Source organism: Saccharomonospora iraqiensis subsp. paurometabolica YIM 90007, from assembly GCF_000231035.2.
Classification (GTDB): Bacteria; Actinomycetota; Actinomycetes; order Mycobacteriales; family Pseudonocardiaceae; genus Saccharomonospora; species Saccharomonospora paurometabolica.
In genome coordinates this window covers 75,295-98,563 of sequence record NZ_KI912196.1, presented here as the reverse complement: position 1 = coordinate 98,563, position 23,269 = coordinate 75,295, and the positions used below count along the sequence as shown (strand labels likewise).

The 23,269-nt window shown below is 70.4% G+C and carries 19 protein-coding genes; 12 read left to right on the top strand and 7 right to left on the bottom strand.

Annotated elements, in window-relative coordinates; all coding sequences use genetic code 11:
* Positions 1–35: 35 nt before the first annotated feature.
* Positions 36–875 (bottom strand): class I SAM-dependent methyltransferase, encoded by an 840-nt coding sequence (locus tag SACPADRAFT_RS29795; protein WP_007023191.1) that lies wholly within the window; start codon positions 873–875, stop codon positions 36–38.
* Positions 876–993: 118 nt separating this feature from the next.
* Between SACPADRAFT_RS29795 and SACPADRAFT_RS30200 the strand changes: the two genes are divergently transcribed.
* A complete protein-coding gene (locus SACPADRAFT_RS30200; RefSeq protein WP_040923819.1) occupies positions 994–1,920 on the top strand; it encodes a helix-turn-helix domain-containing protein in 927 nt (308 codons plus the stop codon).
* A gap of 24 nt (positions 1,921–1,944) precedes the next feature.
* On the opposite strand, the gene SACPADRAFT_RS0202325 is transcribed toward SACPADRAFT_RS30200, so the two are convergent.
* Positions 1,945–3,189, bottom strand: coding sequence for an MFS transporter (locus SACPADRAFT_RS0202325; RefSeq protein ID WP_007023193.1), 1,245 nt, complete (start codon positions 3,187–3,189; stop codon positions 1,945–1,947).
* Positions 3,190–3,301: 112 nt separating this feature from the next.
* Between SACPADRAFT_RS0202325 and SACPADRAFT_RS0202320 the strand changes: the two genes are divergently transcribed.
* Positions 3,302–4,096 (top strand): isocitrate lyase/PEP mutase family protein, encoded by a 795-nt coding sequence (locus SACPADRAFT_RS0202320; protein ID WP_028662152.1) that lies wholly within the window; start codon positions 3,302–3,304, stop codon positions 4,094–4,096.
* Positions 4,097–4,223: 127 nt separating this feature from the next.
* On the opposite strand, the gene SACPADRAFT_RS0202315 is transcribed toward SACPADRAFT_RS0202320, so the two are convergent.
* Positions 4,224–4,631 carry a VOC family protein gene (locus SACPADRAFT_RS0202315; RefSeq protein WP_007023195.1) on the bottom strand — a complete coding sequence of 136 codons (408 nt, stop codon included), beginning with the start codon at positions 4,629–4,631 and terminating at the stop codon, positions 4,224–4,226.
* Positions 4,632–5,006: 375 nt separating this feature from the next.
* Here SACPADRAFT_RS0202315 and SACPADRAFT_RS0202310 point away from each other — a divergent pair, with 375 nt between their 5' ends.
* Together SACPADRAFT_RS0202310 and SACPADRAFT_RS0202305 are read left to right on the top strand one after the other, a co-directional pair.
* A complete protein-coding gene (locus SACPADRAFT_RS0202310) occupies positions 5,007–5,906 on the top strand; it encodes a TIGR03619 family F420-dependent LLM class oxidoreductase (RefSeq protein WP_007023196.1) in 900 nt (299 codons plus the stop codon).
* Between the two features lie 443 nt (positions 5,907–6,349).
* On the top strand, positions 6,350–7,867 hold the full coding sequence (locus SACPADRAFT_RS0202305) for an MFS transporter (RefSeq protein WP_007023197.1): 1,518 nt from the start codon (positions 6,350–6,352) through the stop codon (positions 7,865–7,867).
* A gap of 61 nt (positions 7,868–7,928) precedes the next feature.
* Here the strand turns inward: SACPADRAFT_RS0202305 and SACPADRAFT_RS0202300 are convergent, their stop codons facing one another.
* Complete coding sequence (locus tag SACPADRAFT_RS0202300) at positions 7,929–8,339, bottom strand: winged helix-turn-helix transcriptional regulator (protein ID WP_007023198.1); 411 nt, start codon at positions 8,337–8,339, stop codon at positions 7,929–7,931.
* A 109-nt stretch (positions 8,340–8,448) separates the two neighbouring features.
* Here SACPADRAFT_RS0202300 and SACPADRAFT_RS0202295 point away from each other — a divergent pair, with 109 nt between their 5' ends.
* Entirely contained in the window at positions 8,449–9,900 is a 1,452-nt protein-coding gene (locus SACPADRAFT_RS0202295) for an MFS transporter (RefSeq protein WP_007023199.1), read from the top strand.
* Between the two features lie 248 nt (positions 9,901–10,148).
* Here the strand turns inward: SACPADRAFT_RS0202295 and SACPADRAFT_RS0202285 are convergent, their stop codons facing one another.
* Both SACPADRAFT_RS0202285 and SACPADRAFT_RS0202280 read right to left on the bottom strand, forming a co-directional pair.
* Positions 10,149–10,838 (bottom strand): trimeric intracellular cation channel family protein, encoded by a 690-nt coding sequence (locus SACPADRAFT_RS0202285; RefSeq protein WP_007023201.1) that lies wholly within the window; start codon positions 10,836–10,838, stop codon positions 10,149–10,151.
* A gap of 79 nt (positions 10,839–10,917) precedes the next feature.
* Complete coding sequence (locus SACPADRAFT_RS0202280; protein WP_007023202.1) at positions 10,918–11,757, bottom strand: helix-turn-helix domain-containing GNAT family N-acetyltransferase; 840 nt, start codon at positions 11,755–11,757, stop codon at positions 10,918–10,920.
* Between SACPADRAFT_RS0202280 and SACPADRAFT_RS31985 the strand changes: the two genes are divergently transcribed.
* The 5 genes from SACPADRAFT_RS31985 (at position 11,756) to SACPADRAFT_RS0202250 (ending at position 18,404) form a co-directional block, all read left to right on the top strand.
* Positions 11,756–13,312 carry an NHL repeat-containing protein gene (locus SACPADRAFT_RS31985; protein WP_157577018.1) on the top strand — a complete coding sequence of 519 codons (1,557 nt, stop codon included), beginning with the start codon at positions 11,756–11,758 and terminating at the stop codon, positions 13,310–13,312. The genes SACPADRAFT_RS0202280 and SACPADRAFT_RS31985 overlap by 2 nt on opposite strands.
* 207 nt (positions 13,313–13,519) lie before the next feature.
* Complete coding sequence (locus SACPADRAFT_RS0202270; protein ID WP_007023204.1) at positions 13,520–14,860, top strand: NAD(P)-binding domain-containing protein; 1,341 nt, start codon at positions 13,520–13,522, stop codon at positions 14,858–14,860.
* 64 nt (positions 14,861–14,924) lie between these two features.
* Complete coding sequence (locus tag SACPADRAFT_RS0202265; protein WP_028662151.1) at positions 14,925–16,097, top strand: MFS transporter; 1,173 nt, start codon at positions 14,925–14,927, stop codon at positions 16,095–16,097.
* A gap of 65 nt (positions 16,098–16,162) precedes the next feature.
* Positions 16,163–17,227, top strand: coding sequence for a flavin-containing monooxygenase (locus SACPADRAFT_RS0202260; protein ID WP_007023206.1), 1,065 nt, complete (start codon positions 16,163–16,165; stop codon positions 17,225–17,227).
* 298 nt (positions 17,228–17,525) lie between these two features.
* A complete protein-coding gene (locus tag SACPADRAFT_RS0202250) occupies positions 17,526–18,404 on the top strand; it encodes an IS5 family transposase (RefSeq protein ID WP_007024776.1) in 879 nt (292 codons plus the stop codon).
* Between the two features lie 41 nt (positions 18,405–18,445).
* Here the strand turns inward: SACPADRAFT_RS0202250 and SACPADRAFT_RS0202245 are convergent, their stop codons facing one another.
* Positions 18,446–19,141 (bottom strand): lipoprotein, encoded by a 696-nt coding sequence (locus SACPADRAFT_RS0202245; protein ID WP_267880007.1) that lies wholly within the window; start codon positions 19,139–19,141, stop codon positions 18,446–18,448.
* 665 nt (positions 19,142–19,806) lie between these two features.
* Here SACPADRAFT_RS0202245 and SACPADRAFT_RS0202240 point away from each other — a divergent pair.
* The gene (locus SACPADRAFT_RS0202240) at positions 19,807–22,848 is read left to right on the top strand and encodes a LamG-like jellyroll fold domain-containing protein (protein WP_007026485.1); all 3,042 of its coding nucleotides are present in this window, start codon (positions 19,807–19,809) and stop codon (positions 22,846–22,848) included.
* Between the two features lie 103 nt (positions 22,849–22,951).
* The coding region (locus SACPADRAFT_RS31980) for a hypothetical protein (protein WP_007026484.1) at positions 22,952–23,269 on the top strand (318 nt) is incomplete at its 3' end.

Below are 23,269 nucleotides of genomic sequence, written 5' to 3'. Positions count from 1 at the left end.
CGCGTGGGTCCGGACGGGCCGGATCCCGGCCCCGATCAGGAATCGTGGCCGGGTGTCTCCTCGCCTTCGCGGTCCGCGGAGGCATGCCCGCGGACCGCATCACCGTTCCTGCTGTCCATTGTGTCCATCGGGCGGGTCGCCCGGACGACGGCGATCCGGCCGAACCGGTGGTCGAGGTGGGCGACCTCGCGGGCGTCGGTGAACCCGGCACCGGTCAGCAGGGCGACGAGGCCGTCACCCTGCTCGTGCGCCACGACCGGAGCCCGTGAGCGCCGGGGCTGCACGATCCGGAGCAGGTTCCGGAGCACGTGGCCGGGGCCGTGGCGGTGCGTGTGCGCCGGTGGGGCCGCTGTGGTTGCGCCCTGCGTCGGACCGGAGTCGAAGTCGGCCACGGTGACCGTCCCTCCCGGGCGGAGGGCGCGGAGCGCGTCGCGGGCGAACCCGGCACGGCCGTCGTCGTCGGCGTGGTGCAGGGCCAGCGACGAGATCACGTGGTCGAGTGCGGCGTCGTCGGCGGGGATCCGGTCGGCGTAGCCCTGCACGAGGGTGAGGCCGACACGGCGGCGGTGTGCTTTGTGTGCGGCGCGACGGAGGGCGTCGCCGTCGGGGTCGAGGCCGGTTACTCGGGCCTGCGGGGTGGCCGCGAGCACGGCGAACGTCAGGTTCCCCGTGCCGCAGCCCACGTCGACCACCGACTCGCCGGGCGCGACGCCGGCGAGTGCGGCCGTCCGCTCGTACACGGCCCGGACCCCGGCGAGCCGGGTGACGGTGTCGTAGAGGGGGAGCAGCCAGGCCCTGCCCATGCCGGGCAGGAACGGACGGTCCCGCTCGTCGGGGGTGCGCTGGTCGAACAGCTGGATGTCGGGCGTTGTCATCGGTGCTCCCGGTGATGAGGGATGTCGGTTCGGGATCCGGGGCGGCGGCCCCGGGTCCCCTCTCTTCCTCCAGTGTTGAACGTTCTGTGGTGGCTGAGCAGGTTGTAGCGTGGCTGTCATGGGACATTCTTCGGTCGATGCGGCTCGGTCGGTGCTGGGGCGGGTGCTTCCGGACGGGACACCGGTCTACCGTCGGCGGGAGCGTCCCGGTGTGCCTCCGGTGTCGGTGACCCGGTTCGACGCCGGTGCGTCCCCGGGCGGGCTGCCCCCGGAGCACCGGCACGCGCACGACTTCCTCGTCCTGATGCATGTCGAACAGGGCGCCGGCTCGGTCACGATCGGTGGGCGGGAGCGATCCCTGCGTGCCGGGGACGTGTACGCGGTGCCGCCCGGGGAGGTCGTCGACGCCGCGGGCGTCGGGGAGTTGGCCCGGGGCCGGGCGTGGTCGGTCGCGTTCACTCCCGACGCCGTGCCCGCCCTGGCGTCGGTCTCCCCGCTGACCTGGGAACACCACCCGCTGCTCGCCCTGTTCGCCCCGGGCGTGGGGCACGGCCGTGTCGCCGGGCCCGACCGGGCCCGCTGGTCGACGTGGCTGGCGGATCTGGACGCCGAGCTCGCCGACCCGGGGCGTCTCGGGGCCGGTGAGGCCGTGGCCTCGTCGCTCACCCGGATCCTGGTGGCGGCCGCGCGTCTGGCGCCCTCGGCGCCGGTCACGCCGGACCCGCTGGTGGAGCGGGTCTTCGCGCGGATCGAGGACACCTTTCACGAGCCGGTCTCCGCGGCGGACGTCGCCCGCGCGCTCGGCTACACCCCCGGGCATCTCACGACCGTGGTCCGACAGCGCACGGGCCGCCCCCTGCTGGAGTGGATCACCGAGCGCCGCCTGACCGAGGTCCGGCGCCTGCTCCGGGAGACCGACCTGCCGCTCGACGTGGTGGCCGCCCGCACCGGCCTGCGCGACGCAGGCTACCTCGTCCGGCGCTTCCGGCAGCGGTACGGCACCACCCCGCAGCGCTGGCGCCGCGACCGCCGGACGTGGTCCTGACCGTCGGTCGGTCCCGGCTGGTCTTCAGACCTGAGCGGTGTCCCGTTCGGCCGCGTTCATGGTGTCGTCGGTCAGGGCCCTCGCGCCGCCCAGCAGGGCGAGCAGGACCAGCAGCGCCATGGTGCCGAACACCCAGCGCAGCCCGACGACTTCGGCGATCGCACCCCCGGCCAGGGCCCCGAGCGGTTGCGTACCGAAGGCGAGCAAGCGGTAGCTGCTGTTCAGGCGGCCTAGCAACCGGTCCGGCGTGATCCGCTGGCGCAGGGAGACGGCGATGACATTCCACAGCATGATCCCGACGCCCCCGGTGAAGAACGCGGCACCGATCAGGACCGGGTTGGTGGTCACCGCCGGGATGCCGACCAGCAGCGCGCTGGTGAGCAGGGCCAGTCGGAATGTGCGGGCCCGCCCGAGTGTCCGTTCGACCCGCTCGGCGACGAGCGAGCCGATCAGGCTGCCGACCGCGGTGGTGGCGAACAGGACCCCGTAGGCGGGCTCGGAGAGCCCCATGGCGGAGGACGGGCCGACCGCGAACAGGACGAAGACGGTGAACGCCGCGTTCGTCGCGAAGTTGACCGTCCCGGTGAGTACGGCGAGCGTCCGGAGCAGCCGGTGCCGCCAGAGGAACCGCAGTCCTTCGGCGATGTCGGTCCGTAGGCTGGTGCGCCCGCCCGTCTCCGCCGTCCCGAACGAGCCGCGCACGAACAGCAGCGCCACCAGGGCGAGGCCCCACAACGCGGTGGGGGCCGCGAACGTGACGGCCACCCCGGCCGCCACCAGGAGACCGGCCAGCGGCGGGCCGACGAACTGGTTGGTCGTCAGCTCGACCCCGAACAGGCGACTGTTGGCCCGGGACAGTTGATCACGCTCCACGATCCGCGGCATGATCGACTGCGCGGAGGTGTCGTACACCGTCTCGGCGGTGCCGAGACCGAACGCGATCCCGTAGAGGAGCCAGATCGAGCCGGCGTCGAGCGCGACCGCCAGGATTCCGGCCGCGGACAGCACGATCCGCACGGTGTTGGCGCCGAGCATCATCCGGCGACGGTCGAACCGGTCGGCGAACGCACCGGCGGGCAGGGCGAACAGCAGCCACGGCAGCACCAGCGCGACGGCCAGTCCCGCGATCAGCGTGGGCGACCGGGTGTACTGGATCGCCACCAGCGGCAGCGCGACCTTGACGACCCCGTCGGCGAGGTTGGACAACCCGGACGAGGTCCACAGCCACCGGTAGGCGACCCCGAGCGGGCGGCGGACGGTATCCCCCATCGGTGCAGACTCGCACACGATCCGGGGAAAGAGAAGTCGGCCCCGTGCCGAGAGAGCCCGATATCGGCGTGATTCGCCGCCGGTGTCGGTGGTGTCCGCTATCGTCCGCGCCATGTCCGACTTCGAGCATTTCCGCGCGCTGCACCACTCCGGGGATGTCCTGTTGCTGCCGAACGCCTGGGACGTGGGGTCGGCGGTGCTGCTACGGCATCTGGGCTTCCGCGCGGTGGCCACCACCAGCAGCGGAGCCGCGGCGGCACGGGGTCTGCCGGACGGCGCCCTCGGCCGGGACGAGGTGTTGGCCCACTGTGCCGAACTCGCCGGTGCGGTGGACGTCCCGGTCTCGGCGGACCTGGAGAACGGCTTCGCCGACGACCCGGAGGGGGTGGCCGACACGGTCCGGCGGGCGCGGGACACCGGGGTGGCCGGGGTGTCGGTCGAGGACTGGAGTGGTACCGCGCTCTACGACCGGGATCTGGCGGGCGAGCGGGTGCGCGCCGCCGTGGAGGCGGCCGAGGGGCAGCTGGTGGTGACCGCGCGGGCGGAGAACCACTTCCGGGGTGTCGACGACCTCGACGACACCCTCGCGCGGCTTCGTGCTTTCCGGGAGGCCGATGCGGACGTCGTGTACGCGCCGGGGCTCACCGGCCGGGAGGAGATCAGGGCGCTGGTCGAGGCGGTGGACGTCCCGGTCAACGTGCTCGCGCGGCCGGGGGTTCCTCCGGTGGGCGAACTCGCCGAGCTCGGGGTGCGGCGGGTCTCCGTGGGCGGAGGGTTCGCCTTCACCGCCTACCAGGCGCTGGCGGAGGCGGCACGGGAACTGCGGACCGGGGGAACCTACGACTTCCTCGACCGTGCGGCCTACGGAAGTGCGCTCGCCCGGGAGTCCTTCGTGCTTCGGAGCTGAGGCACACGACGCGGGCCTCCGCGCCGGACATGCGTCCCGTGCTGCCGTGGGTCGTGGCGGACAGCCTGAGGGTGGCCGACCGCCTCCTGGCGCCGGTGGAGCCAGCCCGGGCCTCACGACATGCGCGTCAACTCTCCGCGTCGCCGGCGTCCGAGCCGCCGTACGGGTTCTGCATCAGTGCGAGCACCGCTCCCGCGGGATCCTTGACGAGTGCGAATCCGCCCGGGCCGTACCCGTTCGGCGCCCGCAGTACTTCACCGCCCCGGGCGGTGACCCGGTCCATGCTCGCGGAGAGATCGCCGACGGCGATGTAGGTGACCCATTGCGGGGGGAGGTCCGCGTTCTCGGTCTTCGCGTGGCACACACCGGCCACCGGTGTGCCGTCCGGGGTCAGCATCATGTAGTCGTCGTAGTCGCCCATGCTGAGCGGTTCGGGTTTCCAGCCGACGACGTCGGCGTAGAAGTCCCGCACGGCCGGTGCGTCCCGCACCGTGAGGTCGAAGCCGACGATGGTGCCGATGGTGCCGTCCGTCATGGTGTCGCGCCTTTCCTGTTGGACCGCGTCCGTGGTGGAGCCCGCTGGTCACGAGATTATCCTCCATTCGACAGATTATGCTGTCAATTGAGCCACGCCCGAACGAATGGTCCGGAACGGTCCTGGGGGGCCAATTCACGCATCGATCCGACAGGCGCACGGGACACCAGGGTCCGGGCTTCCCGGAAATCCGTGACGTCGATTCGAGGATTGCGGAACCACGAACACTGCGTGCCCCGGTGGGCAGAGCGACGGACTTCCGTTCGTCGCCACGGAAGGGTGATTGAGGGCCGCGCGCCCCGCTGCCACGATGGGTACCCGTTCCGGGCGGTCACCACGGCCCGAGGATCAGCACCGACAGCTCAGGGGGTACGGGTGCGTATCGGCTTCACGCTGCCGCAGTTCGGTCCGCTCGCGGAGGAGGCGCGGGAGGTGATGCACTTCGCGGCGGAGGCCGAGCGTCTCGGTGCGGACAGTCTCTGGGTCGGCGACCGGCTGCTGACGCCGGTGGAGCCCACCGTCGGTTACGCCGGTGGGGACACGATACCGGAGGTCTTCCACCGGGTGCTGGATCCGTTCGCCGTGATGTCCGCGGCGGCGGCGGTGACCGAGCGGGTCGAGATCGGGACGAATGTCCTGGTCGGACCCTGGTACGCACCCGCGATGCTGGCCCGGTCCCTGACCACGATCGACCGTGTCAGCGGCGGCCGGTTGCTCGTGGGTTTCGGTACCGGCTGGTCCCCCGAGGAGTACCGGGCCGCGGGTGTCCCGATGCACGAGCGTGGCGCCCGGCTCGACGAGTGTCTCGACGTGGTGCAGGCCTGGTGGTCGGACGATCCCGTGCAGTATTCCGGGAAGCACTGGACCGTCCCCGCGAGCCGGGTCGACCTCAAACCCGCCCGGCAGCCCCGTCCACCCGTGTATCTCGCGGGCTGGGCGCCGACGGCGATGCGGCGGGTGGCACAGCGGGCGGACGGCTGGCTCCCGGCCCATGTCCCGGAATGGGGTCCGTTCGATCCCGCCGAGGTCACCGAACCGATGACCCGGATCCGCGAGCTCGCCCGGGAGGCGGGGCGGGATCCGGCGGAGCTGGACACCGTCCTGCGGGTTTATCCCTGGGGTACGGAGTCGATGGACGGCGTGCTCGATGCTGTCGCCTCGGCCGGACCCGATACCGGTATCGACCACGTCTTCGTGGAGCTGATGAACCTGGCAGGCACGGTTGAACAGGCGCTGGAGATCGTCGACCGGGTGCTGCGGGCCGCCCGGCGCTGACGCCATCTCGTCCCGCGGACGGTCCCACGCACCTCTCCCAGCCGATCGCGAGTCACTGATCGACGTGTCGTCGTGACGCGTCCCGGAGCCGATCAGCCTCCGCGGACATCGGCCGATCCGGCCTTCTCCCCAGGACCGCTCCTCGGTCCCGCTCCGAGCTGTGGCCCGCTCGCGGTCCGCGCACGCGGGCCCGGACTCCGCGGAGTCATTGACAGGCCCGACGGGATCGACTCTCGTCCGATCGCGGTCGGAGGTTCCGGATCGACGCCCGGGAGTGTCCGAAAGGCAGCCGGTTTGCTCCCCTCGCACGGGAATGCCGCGACGACATTGTGGTTCCGCGTGAATGCCAATACCGTGACGGCAGCAGCGCTCGACGGTGAGGTCGGACGAGGTTCGGATCGGACGGTGCGTCGCGGCAGGCGAAACCGCTCCGTCGGAAGGGGATGGTTGTGGCGCGGTCTCTCCTGCGGTATTCGCGTGACCCGGTGACGGTGGTCGGCGTGGTTCTCGCCGTGGGCGGTTCCGTCGTCGGCTTCTTCCGGGCGTTTCCGCCGGAAGGCGGACCGCTGCGGGGTATGCCGTTGTCGGGTATGCCGGAGATGTTCGTCGCGGGTGTCGGGATCGTGATCGCCCTGGTCGGGATGCTGTTGCGCACCCACTCGCGGTGGGGTGGGTTCCGGGTCGTCGGCACCACGGCGTCGGCCGTGCCGGGGAAGCGGAGACGGTGGTTGGTCGCCGGGGTCGCGACCGGTGCGCTGACGATCGATGTCAGTAAGACCTCGACCCTGGGCTTCGTGATCCCCGGAATGAGTGTGGAGTACGGGCTGGCGCCGGCCGAGGCGTCGATGTTGGCGGTGGCCGGGCTGTCCGGGACCGCTCTCGGCGCGGTGTGCGTGGGGCGGCTCGCCGACCGGATCGGGCGCCGGGCGTCTTACCTGATCACCACACTGGGATTCACCGCGACGAGCATGTGCGCGACGATGCCCACCTTCCTCGGCAATGTGGTGATGTGCTTGCTGATGGGGGTCGCGGTGGGCGGCCTGGCGCCGTTGTTGATCACGACTCTGCTGGACGTGTCCCCGGGGCCTGCGCGCGGCTCGACGGTGATCGCGCTGTCGGTGGTGGCGACCGCCACCGGCTATCTGGTCGCGGCCGGGTCCGCGCTCTGGTTGGAACCGGGATTCGGCTGGCGGATCCTCTGGCTCACCGGCGCGCCGACGGGACTGCTCCTGGCACTGGCGACCGTGCTCATCCCGGAACGGCGCGTGTCGCCACAGGTCGGGGACCGGTCGGCCATGGCAGCGCCCGAGGGGTCGGGCATGCCGGCAGACACACACCGGACGGCGCGGCTCGCGTTCACCTTGCGGCTTCAGGCGATCTACGCGGCGACGGTCGGTGTGCTGACATTCGGCCTGAACACCTGGATACCCACACTCGCCCGCGCGGGTGGGCTCTCCGTGATGACCGCCAACACGCTGCTCACCGTCGTGGCGGTGGTGATGGTGCCGTGCGCGATACTGGTCGCGGTCTGCTATCGGCGGGTCGGGCCGATCAGACTGGCGGTCCTGCTGGCGACGGGCACGGCGGTCGTGCTGCTGGCACTGGCCGCGTCCGGGCTCGCGTCGGCGGTGTCGTGGTTGTCGGCCGCGGTGCTCGCGGCAGCACTGTTCGCGGTCAACACCATGGCCGCGATCTTTCTGCCGATCGCGGCCGATCTCGCCGACGCGGGTTCCCGCGAACGCGTCACCGGCGGGGTGTCGTTCTTCAACCGCCTCGGTGGCCTCACCGGCCCCCTGGTGCTGTCCTCCATTGTGGCCTCGACCACCGACGTGCTCATCGCGGTGGCTGTGCTCGCGCTGTGTTGCGGCGCGATCGCCTGGTACACCGGCAGGCGCCACCGTTCGGTCAGTACCGCAGCACCCGAGCCGGTCGAGAGGGATACTGTCCCGGGCCGTCCGTAGCGTTCCGGCGACGCGGGCAGTCTGCACGACGAGCCGCCGGCGGCCGAGGAGGGGCGCCAGATCATCCGTCCACAGATTCGGAAGGATCGACCGCCCGTTCCGCGTCGTACGCGGCGCGGGAGGTGGCGATGTCGCCACGGTGCCGCTCCGCCCAGTCGGTGAGGGACCGGAGCGTCGTGACCAGTTCGGCGGCCATGTCGGTCAGGCGGTATTCCACCTTCGGCGGCACCGTCGGGTAGACGGTGCGTCGCAGGAGCCCGTCCCGTTCCAGTCTGCGCAGGGTCAGCGTCAGCATCCGCCTGCTGACACCTTCGATGGCGCGTTCGAGTTCGGTGAACCGCACCGGGCCGTGTGCGGCGGCGACCAGGACTCCGATGCTCCACTTGCCCGCCACGTGGTCGAGCACCTCGGCCAGTGGGCAGGCCTCGGTGGCCATGACGTCGTGGGGTACATCAGTGTTCCTCCGGGACACGAAAGTGCCTCCTTCCGCGAACCGTCATAGTCACACACGATAGACCCGGTAACAAACCGTGCACCAGGAACCAAGTGGTGCACCACGGAACGGAACCGGAGTCCCCTCGATGTCCCCGTCACCACGGACGGCTCTGGCGGTGCTGTGCGCCGGGGCCCTCATGGCGATCGTCGACGAGACGGTCGTCGCGGTCTCGCTGCCCGCGATCGGTGCCGATCTCGGGTTCTCCCCTGCCGGGCTGGCCTGGGTGACCAGTGCCTACCTGATCGCCTTCGCCGGGCTGCTGTTGTTCGCCGGGCGCCTCGGTGACCTCGTCGGCAGGCGGCGGGTCTTCCTCGTCGGCATGGCGGTGTTCACCTCCGCGTCCGTGCTGTGCGGGCTCGCATGGCACCCTGCTGTGCTCGTGACCGCCCGGTTCGTGCAGGGTGCGGGAGGGGCCGCGATGACGGCGGTCATTCTCGGCATCATCGTCACGCTGTTCGACTCGCCCCGGCCACGGGCGAAGGCGCTCGGCGCGTTCGGTTTCGTCCAGGCTTCCGGCGGTACCCTCGGTATGCTCGTCGGGGGAGTGGTCACCGAGCTGGTGAGCTGGCACTGGGTGTTCTTCGTCAACGTCCCCGTCGGTCTTGTCGCCCTCGTTCTCGCGGTGCGGGTCGTACCGGACGACCGCGGAGCGGGCCTGAGTGCGGGGATGGACCTCCCGGGTGCCGCGCTGGTGACCGGTGCGCTGGTCGCCGGGATCGCCACGATCGTGCGGATCGAGGAGCACGGGTGGGCGTCGGGACACACGGCTCTGGGAGCAGCGGCGAGCGGGCTGTTGCTCACGGCGTTCGCTCTCCGGCAGTCCCGGGCGCGTACCCCGCTCCTGCCAGCACGTCTGCTGCGGTCCCGGATCCTCGCCGGAGCCAACGCGGTGTTGCTGCTGTTGGTGGCGAGCATGTTCGGGTTCATGTTCGGCACGGTCCTGCTCCTGCGGACCGTTCTCGGGTTCGGCGCCCGCGAGACCGGGTTCGCCATGGTGCCCGCCGCACTCGCGATCGCCCTGTTCTCGCTGAGCATCACGCCGCGGGCGATCACCCGGTTCGGGGAACGGGTTGTCCTCACCGCGGGGCTGGTGGCTGTCGTGGGTGGACTCGCGATACTCGCCCGGACACCCCTGTCCGCCGACTACCCCGTCCACGTCCTGCCCGCACTGCTCCTGCTCGGCACGGGTTTCGGTCTGGCGATGCCCGCGTTGATGTCCTGGGGAATGGCCGAGGCCACGCCCGCGGACTCGGGCACGGTGTCCGGTCTGTTCAACACCACGCAGCAGGTGGGTGGTGCGCTGGGGTTGTCGACGATGCTGGTGGTCGCCGCCGCACGCACCCGCGACCTCGTCGCCGACGGCACGCCGGAGCCCCCCGCGATGCTGGCCGGGTACCGATTCGGATACCTGCTCGCGGGCGGGGTGGTCGTGGCCGCGTTGCTGATCGCGTTGATCGTTCCGGGTCCCCGTCGCGTGTCCGGCGGTGCCTCCGACACCGTCCCCGCGGGGTACCGGTCTGAGCCACCAGGTCCCTGACGGGCGCCGCGGCTGGTCACGACGCTAATCGTCCGCGAGCCTCAGCCGATCCCGGACTCATCTCCACAGGTCGCGCCGGGTCATCTCGTAGCCTGCGTTCCTGAGCTTTCGTTCGCGGAGGTACCGCCCTGTGATCATCGCGAACCCCGAGAACGGCAACAGCAGTTGAAACCAGGAGACTGTACGGGTCGGGACGGTGGTCTGCGGAGGGCCCGCGATCACCGCCGCTCCGCGCGGGACCACGATGCCTACGCGGTGTCCTCGTCCGTCCCCCGGGACCGCCGTCCGCGTCGTCGTGGCCGGGATTCGCCGGTTTTGGAGCCGCCTTGCCGGGGGCCGGGGAGGCTCAGCCCGTACCGGACGCCGAGCATGCGGAGGACGAAGGTCACGGCCGCCGAGACGAGCGCGCCGACGAGCCCCTGGATGCCGAGATTCGTGGCCACGACGACGAGGACGGCGCCGACCAGGGCGGGAACGGCGTAGAAGTCGCTGGTCAGCACCGTGGGAACCCGCCGCAGGACCACGTCCCGCAGGGTTCCCCCACCCACGCCTGCGATCACGCCGAGCAGCACCGCCTGCACGCTGCCCAGGCCGGTGGCGAGTGCCGTGCTGGCCCCGGTCACGCAGAACACGCTCAGCCCGACGGCGTCGAAGACGGTGATGAGCCGGGTGAACCGTTCGAGTTCCACACTCAGCAGGAACACGAGCAGGGCCCCGCCCGTGGCCACCGCGAGGTACCGGACGTCGGTGAAGGCCGCCGGGGACACGTTGAGCAGGACGTCGCGGATGATCCCGCCCCCGAGCGCGGTCATCACGCCCAGGACCAGCACGCCGACCAGGTCCAGGCGCACGGCCCGGACGGCGGTGAGGGCGCCGTTGAGGCCGAACGCGAACGTGCCCGTCAGGTCCAGTACGAGGATGACCAGCGACTGCGACATGCTGTCAGTCTGGACCACCGATGCGGTCGTACCGCCGATCCGTGCCGGGTGTCGCGACGTTCTCGTCGCACGGCGCGGGTCAACGTACCGGGGAACGGCGTTCCAGCAGGATGGTGTCGTGCCAGACGCCGTCGAGTCGGGCGATGCGTTCCCGGACACCGACGGTGCGGTACCCGGCGGCGTGGTGCAGCGCGACGGCGGCCCGGTTCTCCGTGAACACCGACGTCTGGAGCGTCCACAGATCCGCGGCGTCGGCGGCGGTGACCTGCCGGTGCAGCAGGGACCTGCCGACGCCCCGGCCCCGGTATCCCTCGGCGACGTGGACGAGGGTCTCGGCGACGCCGGAGTAGCAGTCCCGGGCCGACACGGGGCTCGCGGCGGTCCAGCCGACGACGGTCCCGTCGATCTCGGCGACCCACCGGTGGTCGGACAGCCAGGTGGCGTCGAGGGTGACCCGCGTGGGCACGGTGGTCTCGAAGCCGGCCAGGCCGGTGGCGAGGCCCTCGCGGTAGATGCGCCGGACGGCGGGCCAGTCGTCGGGCCGCAGTGCGCGGACGGTGACGTCGGTGGGGAGGTTGTCCGGGCAGCAGGGCTGCGGCCCGAGCAGACCCATGACGGCGTCGGCGGCGTGCGGGAGCCCGGAACAGCAGGCCTCGTTGATGGTGACCAGGCTGGCCGTGCCGTCCTTGCGGGTGCGCACGAACCCGGCCTCGGCGAGCTTGCGCACGTGGTGCGACGTGGTGGACTGGCTGGTGCCGAGGATCCCGGTGAGTGCGCCGACGGTGATGCCCTGCGGGCTGGTGGCCACGGCGTGCAGGAGCTTGACCCGTACGGGTTCGGCCAGACAGGCGAACTGGTCCGCGTAGGCGGTGGCCTGGCCGCTGGGCAGCAGCGGGATCCGGGGGAGCGCGGTCGGCATGTCGCCAGTGTATCGAGTCGGGTCGATCGTCCGGTTGAACGCGTGCTCTCCGTGCCGTCCGCCGCGGCACCCGGTGGCCGCGGAGTCACGGGATCTCCGTCGCGGCCCGTGCCGCCTGTCAAGCGAAGATCACCCGAAGAGCCGCGTACTCCTTCGCGTGAACCGTGCTCCCTTTCCGCGGCGCGCATCCCTACTCTCGCGGCGGGTGATGTGGCCGAGTGAGCCTGATCGAGGAGGAGAGCCCGTGTCGATTCCGCGTCCCCAGGGCCTGCACGCCCGTTTCACGCCCGGCTGGGCGTTCCTGTCGGTGCCGCCACGGCCGGACTGCACGACCGAGGTACAGGAACACGTCGACGGTCGGTGGACACCGGCGGCGGTGCGAGGTGCCGAACACCTCGTCCCTGTGTACGCCGCGTCCACGATCAGGACGGAATGGCGTGCTCGCTACGTCACTTCGGACGCGGCCGGGCCCTGGACCACCGGTCACGTCCGGTCTCCGGATACGTTCGAAGTCGATCAGGAGGCCGCACCGCACCCGACTCCACACCCGACACCGTCTCCTGCCCCGCCGACGACGGTGCGGACCATCAGCACCGCCGCACGCGCCTTCGGCAGACCGTGGGGCTTGGCACTGGACACGCAGGGGAACTTCTACGTCGCCGACGCGGACGGGTGTCAGGTGCGGCGTGTCACGGCCGACGGCGCCTCGTTCGCCGCTGTCGCGGGTACCGGGCAGAACGGGGACAGCGGTGACGGCGGCCCCGCGGTCGACGCGGAACTCCGGCACCCGACGACGGTCGCTCTGGACCGGCACGGCAACGTCTATCTCACGGACCCGGAGAGCCGCCGGGTGCGGAAGGTCTCGGCCACCGATCACACGATCTCAACCGTCGCCGGGACGGGGCGGGAAGGAGACAGCGGTGACGGAGGCCCCGCGACCGACGCCGAACTCCGTTTCCCGAACTGTGTGGCGGTCGACGGCCACGGCAATGTCTTCCTCACCGACCCGAGGAGTCATCGCGTGCGGAAGGTCTCGGCCACCGATCACACGATCACGACGGTCGCCGGGACGGGGCGGGAGGGAGACGGCGGTGACGGCGGACCGGCCACCGACGCGGAGGTCCGGTATCCGAACAGCCTCGCGGTCGACGGGGCCGGGAACCTCTACTTCGGCGACACCGGAAACCACCGGGTGCGCAGGGTGTCGGCTGCCGACCACACGATCTCGACCGTCGCGGGCACCGGGGCCGAGGGTGGTGACGGCGACGGTGGTCCCGCGATCCGGGCGACCCTGAGCTTCCCGGTCGGTCTCGCGGTCGACGGGGCCGGGAACCTCTACATCGCCGATCCCGACACCTGCCGGGTACGGAAGGTCTCCGCGACCGACCACACCATCGACACCATCGTCGGAAACGGTCACGCGGGTGACGGGGACGAGCGTGGGCCCGCCACCGGGCTCCCGCTCGATCCGGGAGGTGTCGTCACGGACGGCCGCGAGAACCTGTTCGTCGCCGACTTCGGCCAGTACCGGATCCGCAGGGTGGCACCCCTCTGACCGGACGGACGTCCCGCCGGGTCGGGAGGGTCCGGCGGACCGGTGACGTGCCGGGCGTGCCCGGCCCGCCGGATGCGCACCGACCGGGGCATGGGCAGGGCTGTCGGCCCGTCAATGTATCGATCGCGGTCGATACTTGCCTTCATCGATGGGAGTCGATACAGTCTCCATGCTGTATCGAAGGTTATCGATGAAAGAGGTGTCGGGATGGCGGAGGTCCCTGTGGTGATCGTCGGGGCGGGTCCGGTGGGGCTGGCCGCGGCGGCGGAGGTGGCCGAGCGCGGTCTGCCCGTGCTGGTGGTGGAGCGCGGCACGCACGCGGGCGCGGCGGTGTCGGGCTGGGGTCACGTGCGGCTGTTCTCCCGATGGGGCGAACTCGTCGCCCCCGCCGCTCGCCGACTGTTGGAGAGACAGGGTCGGCAACTGCCGGATGCGGCGACCTACCCGACGGGCGCGGAGTGGGTGGAGCGGTACCTGCGGCCGCTGGCCGACGCGCTCGGGGAGAAGGTGCGCTTCGGCACCGAGGTCGTCGGCGTGGCGCGACAGGGCCGGGATCGGGTGGTCGACGCCGGACGGGACTCGGAGCCCCTGACCGTCCACGTCCGCACGTCCGACGGCGGTGCGGAGCTCCTCACCGCCCGCGCGGTGATCGACGCGTCGGGAACGTGGGGCACACCCAATCCGCTCGGCGCGGACGGCCTGCCCGCGCCGGGTGAGGCGTCGGCCGCCGACCGGATCTCCTACCGGGTGCCCGACCTGCGCGACAAGCCGGTGGCCGAGCGGTACGCGGGGCGGCACGTCGTCGTCGCCGGGAGCGGGCACTCGGCGTTGACGGCACTGGTCGACCTCGCCGGGATCGCCACCCGGCACCCGTCGACGAGAATCACGTGGTTGCTGCGCCGGGAGACCGTCGGGTCGGCGTTCGGCGGGGGTGCGTCGGACCAGCTCCCGGCGCGGGGCGCGCTGGGCGAGCGCGCGCGGGCCGCGGTCGAGAGCGGACACCTCGAGGTGGTGCGCGGGTTCCGGACCGGGGCCGTGGAGCGCGACGGCGCGGGCAGGCTGCGACTGCGTTCGGCGACCGGACAGGTCGTGGAGGCGGTCGACGAGGTCGTGGCGGTGACCGGGTTCCGCCCGGACCTGTCGTGGCTTTCGGAACTGCGGCTGGCGCTGGACGCGACGTTGCAGGCACCGGTCGCGCTGGCCCCGCTGATCGATCCGAACGTGCATTCGTGCGGCACCGTCTACCCGCACGGCGCCACCGAGCTGGCCCACCCGGAGCCGGGCGTGTTCCTCGCCGGGATGAAGAGCTACGGGCGGGCACCGACGTTCCTGGCACTGACCGGGTACGAGCAGGTCCGCTCGATCGCGGCGGAACTGGCCGGAGACCGTGACTCCGCGCAGCGGGTCGAACTCGTTCTCCCCGAGACGGGGGTGTGCAGCGGGTCGGGGCTGTCCGACGCCGACAGCGACACCGAGGACGCCGGTGGTTGCTGCGGTGCCCCGGCCGGACCGGAGGCCGTGTCGTTGTCCGCCCCCACCGCCCACTGACGGCGTGGACGCCCCGCAGGCACCGGCGGAGCGGCGCGCGCGGACGCGCGAGGGGACGCGGCGTGTGCTGGTCGTGTTGTGCGCGACGGAGATCACCAGTTGGGGCGTGCTGTACTACGCCTTCCCGGTGCTCGCCGGGCGGATCACCGCCGACACCGGGTGGTCGGCGACGTCGTTGACGGCGGCGTTGTCGGCGGGACAGCTGGTCGCCGCGCTCGTCGGGATCCCGGTGGGGCGACAGCTGGACCGACACGGTCCCCGCGGGGTGATGACCGGGGGCTCGGTCGTGGCCGTGGCGGCGATCGTCGCGGTGGCCCTCGCACCGAATCTGGGGTGTTTCGTCGCCGCGTGGTTGATGGTGGGGGTCGCGATGGGCGCGGTGCTCTATCCTCCGGCGTTCGCGGCGCTGACCCGCTGGCACGGTCCGGACCGGGTGCGGGCACTGACCGTGCTCACCCTGGTCGCGGGACTGGCCAGCACCGTGTTCGCGCCGCTCACGGCCGGCGTGTCGGCGCACCTGGATTGGCGCGGCACCTACCTGGTGCTGGCCGCGGTGCTGGCGGTGATCACTGTCCCGGCCCACTGGTTCGGGCTGCGGCTCCGGTGGCCGGAGGCGCCGCGGCCCGAACCGGGGCCGGGCCACAACGGCGACCCGGCTCGGGTGGTGCGCAGCCGGGCGTTCGTGTTGTTGGTGGTGTCGCTGAGTGTGGCGGCGTTCGCGACGTTCGCCGTGGTGATCAACCTGGTGCCGCTGCTGGCGGAACGCGGCATCGGCACCGGCACCGCCGCCGTCGCACTCGGACTCGGCGGCGCGGGCCAGGTCGCCGGTCGCCTCGGCTACGCCGCCCTGGACCGACACACCACGGTGCGGACACGCACCGCGATGATCCTGCTGGCCATGGCCGCCACGACCGCCCTGTTGGGGATGCTCACCACGGTCCCGACCCTGATCGCGGCCTCGGTCCTGGCCGGGACGGCGCGCGGCGTGTTCACGTTGGTGCAGGCCACCGCGATCACCGACAGGTGGGGCACGGCCCACTACGGGCGGCTGACCGGGGTGTTGTCCGCGCCGCTGACCGTCACGATGGCGCTGGCTCCGTTCGCCGGGGCGGCACTGGCGGGACTGCTCGGTGGGTACTCCGCCGCCTTCCTGTTCCTGGGTGGACTCACCGCGGTGGCGGCGTTGTTGTCCCTCGCCTCGACCCCGGCGCACGCGGACCGTTCGATCAACGCCTGAGTGGAATCGAAGGAGTCAAACGGCGACCCTCCACTTTGTCAACGCGAATCCTGAAAGGACAGTAAATGCACGATGTCGTCATCGTCGGCGCCGGCCAGTCCGGACTCGCCGCGGCCCGGGCCGCGGCGGAGCGCGGCCTGGTGCCGGTGATCCTGGAAGCGGGTTCGGAACCGACCGGGTCGTGGCCGCGCTACTACGACAGTCTCACTCTCTTCTCTCCCGCCGGGTACAGTGGCCGACCCGGCGCGCCCTTCCCCGGGGACGCGGAGCGCTACCCCACCCGGGACGAGGTCGCCGCCCATCTGCGCGCCTCCGCCGCCGATCTGGACGTGGAGATCCGTACCGGTACCCGGGTCACCGGAGTCACCACCGACGGCGGTGGGGGCTTTCTCGTGCGGACCGACGCGGGTGACACGGTGCCCACCGCCGGGGTGGTGGCCGCCAGCGGCTCGTTCGGCAACCCGCACCGTCCGGTCCTGCCCGGTCAACACGGCTTCACCGGGGAGGTGCTGCACGTGTCCGACTACCGTGAACCGGAGCCGTTCACCGGGCAGCGTGTCATCGTGGTCGGCGGCGGCAACTCCGCGATGCAGGTGGGCTCCGAGCTGGCCGGGGTCGCCGACGTCACGCTCGCCACCCGCAGGCCCCTCGCCTTCATGGAACAGCGACCGGGTGGCCGGGACCTGCACCACTGGCTACGGACGACCGGGTTCGACGACCTGCCACCGGAGTGGTTGGCCCGACTCGTGTCCACCACACTCGTGCTGGACACCGGCGAGTACCGCCGCGCCGTCGACACCGGGCGGTTGGATCGCCGTCCGATGTTCACCGCTTTCGACGACGAATCGGTCGTCTGGGCCGACGGGAGCCGGGAGGCGGTGGACACGGTCCTGTTCGCCACGGGGTACCGCCCGGATCTGGGCTACCTCGAACCGCTCGGAGCCGTCGTCGACGGGGTTCCCCGGCACACCGGCGGCCTCTCCGGCACACACCCCGGGCTGGTGTACGTGGGGCTGGAGTTCCAACGCTCGTTCGCCTCGAACACCCTGCGCGGGGTGCACCGCGACGCGGAGTACGTCACCGCCGCATTGGCCGCGCACGTCCGCGGGGCGGGCCGCCTGGTCGCGTGACACCGTGGGAGCCGCCGGGGGTGGACGGGGCGCATTCACTCGCTGTGCGGAACGCTGTCACCCACGAGGACAGCCTTCGGAAGCGGGTCGAGTGCCCCAGTGGCGAGATCGCGGAACGTAACTTCCCGGTCCGTTCGGGCGACCCTCATCGGTTCGACGCCGACGGCGACGGCATCGGCTGCGAAGACTGAGAGGCTGTTCCCGAACTGATCTTGGTGGTGGGGTGGGTGCGGAGATGAGGAGGGACTCCTGGTAGATCGGGTGGTGTCTAGTCAACCGTTCTACCGAGGAGTCCCGGGTGCCATCGTGCCCGAGTGCGCCGATCATGCGCGCGCGGGGTGGGCAGTGCTGCTTGCTGGCCACCACGCATCAGCCTTCGTCCCGGTCACGGCGTTATCCGTCGGACACCACCGACGCTCAATGGGCGCTGATCGAACCGTTGTTGCCCGCCCCGGGCTGGCTGGCGGGCAGGGGCGGTAGGCGAACCAAGCACTGCCGCCGTGAGCTCGTCGATGCGATCCTGTACGTGGTCGACAACGGGATCAAGTGGCGGGCCCTGCCAGCGGATTTCCCACCATGGTCGACTGTGTATAAGCACTTCGCCGCCTGGGAACGGCAGGGAGCGACTCAAGACGTGCTCGACGCTCTGCGTGACCGCGTGCGGCTGACCGAAGGTCGTCACGCCGCACCGAGCGCGGGGATCATCGACTCGGCCTCGATCAAAGCCGCCGAGACGGTCGGCGCGGGAACCCGGGGGTTCGACGCCGGCAAGAAGATCAACGGCCGCAAACGGCATATCGCCGTCGACACCGTCGGCCTGCTGATCTGCGTGCTGGTCACCGGCGCCGACACCCAGGACCGCACCGCCGCCCGGGACCTCCTCGCCCGCCTGAAACACCACTGCCCCAGCGTGCGGCACCTGTGGGCCGACTCCGGCTACACCGGCACCCTCATCGACCGGGCCCGCTCGACGTTCGGGATCACCCTCGACATCGTCGCCAAACTCGCAGGCCAAGTCGGGTTCGTGGTACTACACCGGCGGTGGGTCGTGGAACGCAGCCTGGCCTGGATCAACCAACACCGCCGCTGCGTACGCGACTACGAACGACTCCCCGAACACCACGAAGCCATCGTCCGCTGGGCCATGATCCACACAACCAGCAAACGCCTCACCTGAGATCAGGAACAGCCTCTGAGGGACCTGTGCCGACGACGGTTTCACTCCGTGTGCTGGATGCTGTCGCGAGCGCGGATGTATCCGGGGACCATGGCCTCGTGTTCGATCCGGTCGAATCCGGTGTACTCAACCACGGCGGCACCGTCGGGTGTGCGGACGATGAAGCCCCGGGTGCGGCGCTGTTCCTCGAGTACGTCCGAGTAGGCCAGAACCGTTGCTTCGACCGTCTCCAGGTCACCGGCATGTTTCTCGCGGTAGTGCCGCTCGGAGATTTCGCCGGAGACGTCTTCTCGGAGGAAGGTCCCCAAGGTCTCTTCGAGGTCCTCCGGTTGCTCCTCACTGACCCACACCCGTAGGTGACCGATCGGCCCGGCAGGTCCGGCGTTGATCTCACAGGCGACCGCGAAGTCGCCGTTGTACGTCATCGAGGCGAAATCACCGTCCGGGTCACCCGGGTCGAGGGCCGCGGGCTGCCATCCGGCGGGCACGTCGAACGTCACGGGAAGTGGGCAGGGACTGTCGTCAGGACCGACCGATCCACCGGCCTCGGCTGGGGAAACGGAATCGTGCCACACGTCGCTGTCCGTTGATCCGGTGGTTGGGCGTGACTGCGATGCACTGGTGGTGGCGTTATGTCCCTTGTCGGGCGTTCCGGCGTCCTCCGCGGGTGCGCCGCACGCGGCCAGCGCGAATGTGACAAGAGGGGTGGCGAGGACAGCGACTGCGGGTCGTGGCACCTGGGTTCCTTCCGCTGAGGATCACGTACCCGACAGTGTGCCATGTGGAGAGAAAACGGTTTCCTCGGAGGATTTGTGACCACCCTCACTCTGCAGTCTGTAACACGAGGGGCGCTACGCCGCCAGATACCAAGATCCGGACATTGACATTCGCCCGAATGGGGTATTCATCCGCCGGTCGGTGTCCCGGTGATAGTGAAACCGGTTCAACCGATTGAGCTGTTCGCAGGAGCGAAGTTACAACACAGCATCGGCGCGATCAAAAAGTCGATCTCGTTGATCGAGTGGGTTCAACGGAAGCAGGATGACTGTTAGCGTTTCGGGGGTTTGCCCATAGATCGACCCGAGAGGTCGACAGAAGTCCCACTGGGGGTGGACGAATGCGGCCTCGGCGCGCCCTGGGTGTGTGTTCCGTATTGGTTGCCATGGTGTTGGCGCCATTGCCGGCATTCCCGGCCGGCGCGGTCGGTGACGAGCATTCTTCCGGGGAACCGGACGAGCATGTCGCAGAATCTCTCGCGGCAGCACGAGACCGGAACGAACAGGTCCCGGTACCTTCACGGACGACCGAGACGACGACTGTCACTGCGAATCCCGACGGAACCCTGACATCCACCAAGGCGCTCTTCCCGCAGCGAGTGCGCCGCGACGGCGGATGGGTTCCGGTGGACCTCACACTGGTGCGGAGCGACGACGGGACCGTGGGGCCCCGCGCCGCGACCGTTGACGTGCGGTTCTCCGGAGGTGCCGGAGAGTCCACACCAGAGCTCGCGGTCGTCGGTAAGGACGACCGGGAGGTCGGAATCGGGTGGTCGGGTGCGCTGCCCGAGCCGACCCTCGACGGGCGGACCGCCACCTACCACGATGTTCTCCCCGGTGTGAACCTCATGCTCACGGTCAAGCATTTCGGTTTTCGGCAGATGCTCGAAATCACGGATGCGGAGGCCGCCCGGAACCCACGCCTCGAAGAGTTGGCATTTCGGAGTCATACGAGAAACGTCGACCTTCGAGTCGGCGAGTCCTCGGATATCGAAGCCAGGGACGAATCCGGGACCGTGATTTTCCGGGGAAACGCGAACAGAATGTGGGACTCGCGTGGTAACCGGATCCACTCGACCTCGGACACCGCGGAAACCAGATCGAGTGCACCCGCGCGTGCCGACATGGATGTCGAGATCGGGGAGGGCGAGGTGGTCGTGCGACCGGACCGCGAGTTCCTCACCTCCCCGGACCGGGTGTACCCGGTGTATATCGATCCGGAGTACGAGTGGGCAGGGCAGAAGCAGAACCACGTCGTGGTACAGAGCGCATGGCCGGACGCGCAGAATTATAACCGCACGGACGGGGATCTCGCTGATCTGAAGGCGGGCGTTCAGGGAGGATACACCTCGAGGTCGTTCTTTGACTTCGAAGTCGGGGACATGCACGGAAAAGTGATCCACGCGGCGACGGTGCGCACGAGGGTCATTCATTCATGGACATGTGGCGGACCGGCGACTCAGCTGTGGTTGACCGGCGGAATATGGCCATCGACGACCTGGAACACCCAGCCGTCGTGGAGCAGCAACCTCGACGACATCACGCGGTCGAACCACGCACAGTATTGCCCGTCGGACGGGCATGCCGAGGCGGATGTGCTCAGTGCGATGCGGGAGGCGGCGAAGGGAGAGTGGGATCGACCCACGATCACGTTCGGTCTCCGGGCGGAGAGCGCGGCGAACGAGGCCTGGCGCCGGTTCGCGTTGGACCCGGTCCTGGACGTCACCTACAACTCCGTCCCCAACGTCCCGGGCGAACTCGGCATGGAGGGCGGTGAGCTCCCTTGCACCACGGGTGAGGACCGTGCGTTCGTGCCGACCTCCACACCCCGGCTGCGGGGCAAGGTCAGCGATCCGGACGGTGGCATGCTCGAAGGAAGGTTCGCCCTCTACACCGGTGAGGTCGGAACAGGCACCCGGATCTGGGAGGAGACGGTCGCGAATGTGCCGTCCGGCTCGTTCGCCGAGGTCACCGTGCCGAACGGGCTGGTGACCGAAGAGGGCGTCTACCACTGGTCGATGTACGCCAGCGACGGTGGCAACGGATCGGCGTGGGTGGGCGACTGTGAGTTCGGGGTGGACCACACCGCACCCGGCGAACCCTCCGTGGCCTCGACCGATTACCCCGGCGGGGGTGAGACCCCCGGCGGTGGTGTCGGCCGTACCGGAACCTTCACCTTCGGCGCGGCGGGGACCGAGGACGTGGAGCACTACCTGTGGTCCGTCTCAGAGGAGGAGAACGACGATCCGCAGACCCGTGTCGATGCGGACCGGCTGGGTGGGACGGCGACGGTCCGGTGGACGCCCACCCTCGACGGGCCCCAGACCGTGTTCGTCCGGTCGGTCGACCGTGCGGGCAACCGGTCGGAGATCGTCCGGTACAAGATTCTGGTCCGGGCGCGGGAGCCGCTGAGTGGGGCGGCCGCACACTGGGAACTGGACGGCGATCTGAACGACAGCACTCCGAACGATCTCGGACTGTCCGCGACGGCGGACACCGAGGTTGCCGCTTCCGGGTACAAGGAAGGGGCCGTCCGGTTCGACAACGCCTCCCAGCGGCTCTACCACCCGGGCCCCGTACTCGACACGTCATCGAGCTTCTCGGTGTCGGCGTGGGCGAAACTTGACGAGGTCGGTGGCTGGCCCGCGATCGCCTCGCAGGACGGCGAACACACGAGCGGCTTCCAGCTCCAAGCGTCACCGGACGGCAACTGGTCGATGGCGATGTTTTCCAAGGACGGTGACGGGAACGGCGACCAGGTCCGGGCGATCTCGTCCCAGCCGGTCCAGACGGGCGTGTGGACACACGTCATGGGAGTTTACGACGACGGAGCCGAACGGCTGCGCCTCTATGTCAACGGTTCCCTCGCCGCGGAAAAGGTCTACGACAGTCCGTGGAGTGCGTCGGGCGACTTCCAGATCGGAGCGGCGTTGTGGAACGACTACCGCGTGGACCACTTCCCGGGAGTCGTTGACGACGTCCGCGTGTATCAACGGGTGATTATCGACAGTGAGGCGGAGGCTCTCGCGAACGAGGCGGTCCTCCGTGCGCACTACCCGTTCGACGAGGGGGCCGGGGATGTCGCCACGGACTCGGTCACCGGGGACACGGCCGAGCTCGTCGGCAAGGCGACCTGGGAAAACGGGGAGTACTCGGCGGTCGGGATCGGCACCGAGGGCTGGGGCCGCGTGGATGCTCCGCGTCCGGAGGTCCGGACCGACCGCTCGTACACCGTGTCCGCGTGGGTACGGCTCGACGACCTCGACAGTGACCATCCCCGCACGGCCGTCAGCTTCGCCCACTCGGACTTCTCCCCCTTCATGCTGCAGTACCGGTACGGCTCCGAGCGGTGGGCGTTCCTGCTGTCCCTGGGGCCGGACGCGGAGAACGGCTGGCCGGTGCGGAGCGCGCAGAAGCCCGTCGAGGGGGAGTGGACGCACCTCACCGCGGTGTACGACCACGCCCGTGCGGAGGCCAGGCTCTACGTCAACGGACAGTTCTCCGCCGTCCGTACCGACGTCGCGGGTTGGAACGGACCCGGAGGGCTGACGATCGGTGAGGGGACGTGGGTCGGTCAGGGAGTGGATCCCTGGAACGGCGCGGTCCGCGACGTCCGCCTCTACTCGGGCGCCGTGAGCGACCAACAGATCGGCCAGCTCCCGATCTGATCCGGACCCCGACACACCGGGCGGGAGACCTCGCACGGTTCACCACCACCTGCACGACGACCGTCGGCGCCCACCGGCGCGGCGAGAGACCCGGGAGTTCTCCTTGTCCGTGCGACCCGTCCTTCGTGCGCTCACCCTGTTCGTGACCGCCACCGTGTTCTCCACGACGGTCGTGGCGGTCGCCGAGCCGGACGACCCCCGGCACGTCGACCTGCCCGAACTGCGGCGGGAACGGTCGGTCTCCGGTGAACCGACCGACAGGCCACCACTGCCGGAGAATCCGGTGGAGACCGCGGTGGCGAAGCGGACGCCCGAACCCCGGTGGCCGGAGCCCGGGACCGCGGAGGTGCAGCTGACTCCGCCCGGCGAGGCCGGGGCTGCGGACGCGGACCCGGGGGGCCACCGGCAGGCCGGTGACCTG

Bases quoted from the DNA above. Each gene is read 5' to 3' on its own strand.
- SACPADRAFT_RS29795 (WP_007023191.1), bottom strand. From the start codon at position 875: ATGACAACGCCCGACATCCAGCTGTTCGACCAGCGCACCCCCGACGAG.
- SACPADRAFT_RS30200 (WP_040923819.1), top strand. From the start codon at position 994: ATGGGACATTCTTCGGTCGATGCGGCTCGGTCGGTGCTGGGGCGGGTG.
- SACPADRAFT_RS0202325 (WP_007023193.1), bottom strand. From the start codon at position 3,189: ATGGGGGATACCGTCCGCCGCCCGCTCGGGGTCGCCTACCGGTGGCTG.
- SACPADRAFT_RS0202320 (WP_028662152.1), top strand. From the start codon at position 3,302: ATGTCCGACTTCGAGCATTTCCGCGCGCTGCACCACTCCGGGGATGTC.
- SACPADRAFT_RS0202315 (WP_007023195.1), bottom strand. From the start codon at position 4,631: ATGACGGACGGCACCATCGGCACCATCGTCGGCTTCGACCTCACGGTG.
- SACPADRAFT_RS0202305 (WP_007023197.1), top strand. From the start codon at position 6,350: ATGGTTGTGGCGCGGTCTCTCCTGCGGTATTCGCGTGACCCGGTGACG.
- SACPADRAFT_RS0202295 (WP_007023199.1), top strand. From the start codon at position 8,449: ATGTCCCCGTCACCACGGACGGCTCTGGCGGTGCTGTGCGCCGGGGCC.
- SACPADRAFT_RS0202285 (WP_007023201.1), bottom strand. From the start codon at position 10,838: ATGTCGCAGTCGCTGGTCATCCTCGTACTGGACCTGACGGGCACGTTC.
- SACPADRAFT_RS31985 (WP_157577018.1), top strand. From the start codon at position 11,756: ATGTCGCCAGTGTATCGAGTCGGGTCGATCGTCCGGTTGAACGCGTGC.
- SACPADRAFT_RS0202280 (WP_007023202.1), bottom strand. From the start codon at position 11,757: ATGCCGACCGCGCTCCCCCGGATCCCGCTGCTGCCCAGCGGCCAGGCC.
- SACPADRAFT_RS0202270 (WP_007023204.1), top strand. From the start codon at position 13,520: ATGGCGGAGGTCCCTGTGGTGATCGTCGGGGCGGGTCCGGTGGGGCTG.
- SACPADRAFT_RS0202260 (WP_007023206.1), top strand. From the start codon at position 16,163: ATGCACGATGTCGTCATCGTCGGCGCCGGCCAGTCCGGACTCGCCGCG.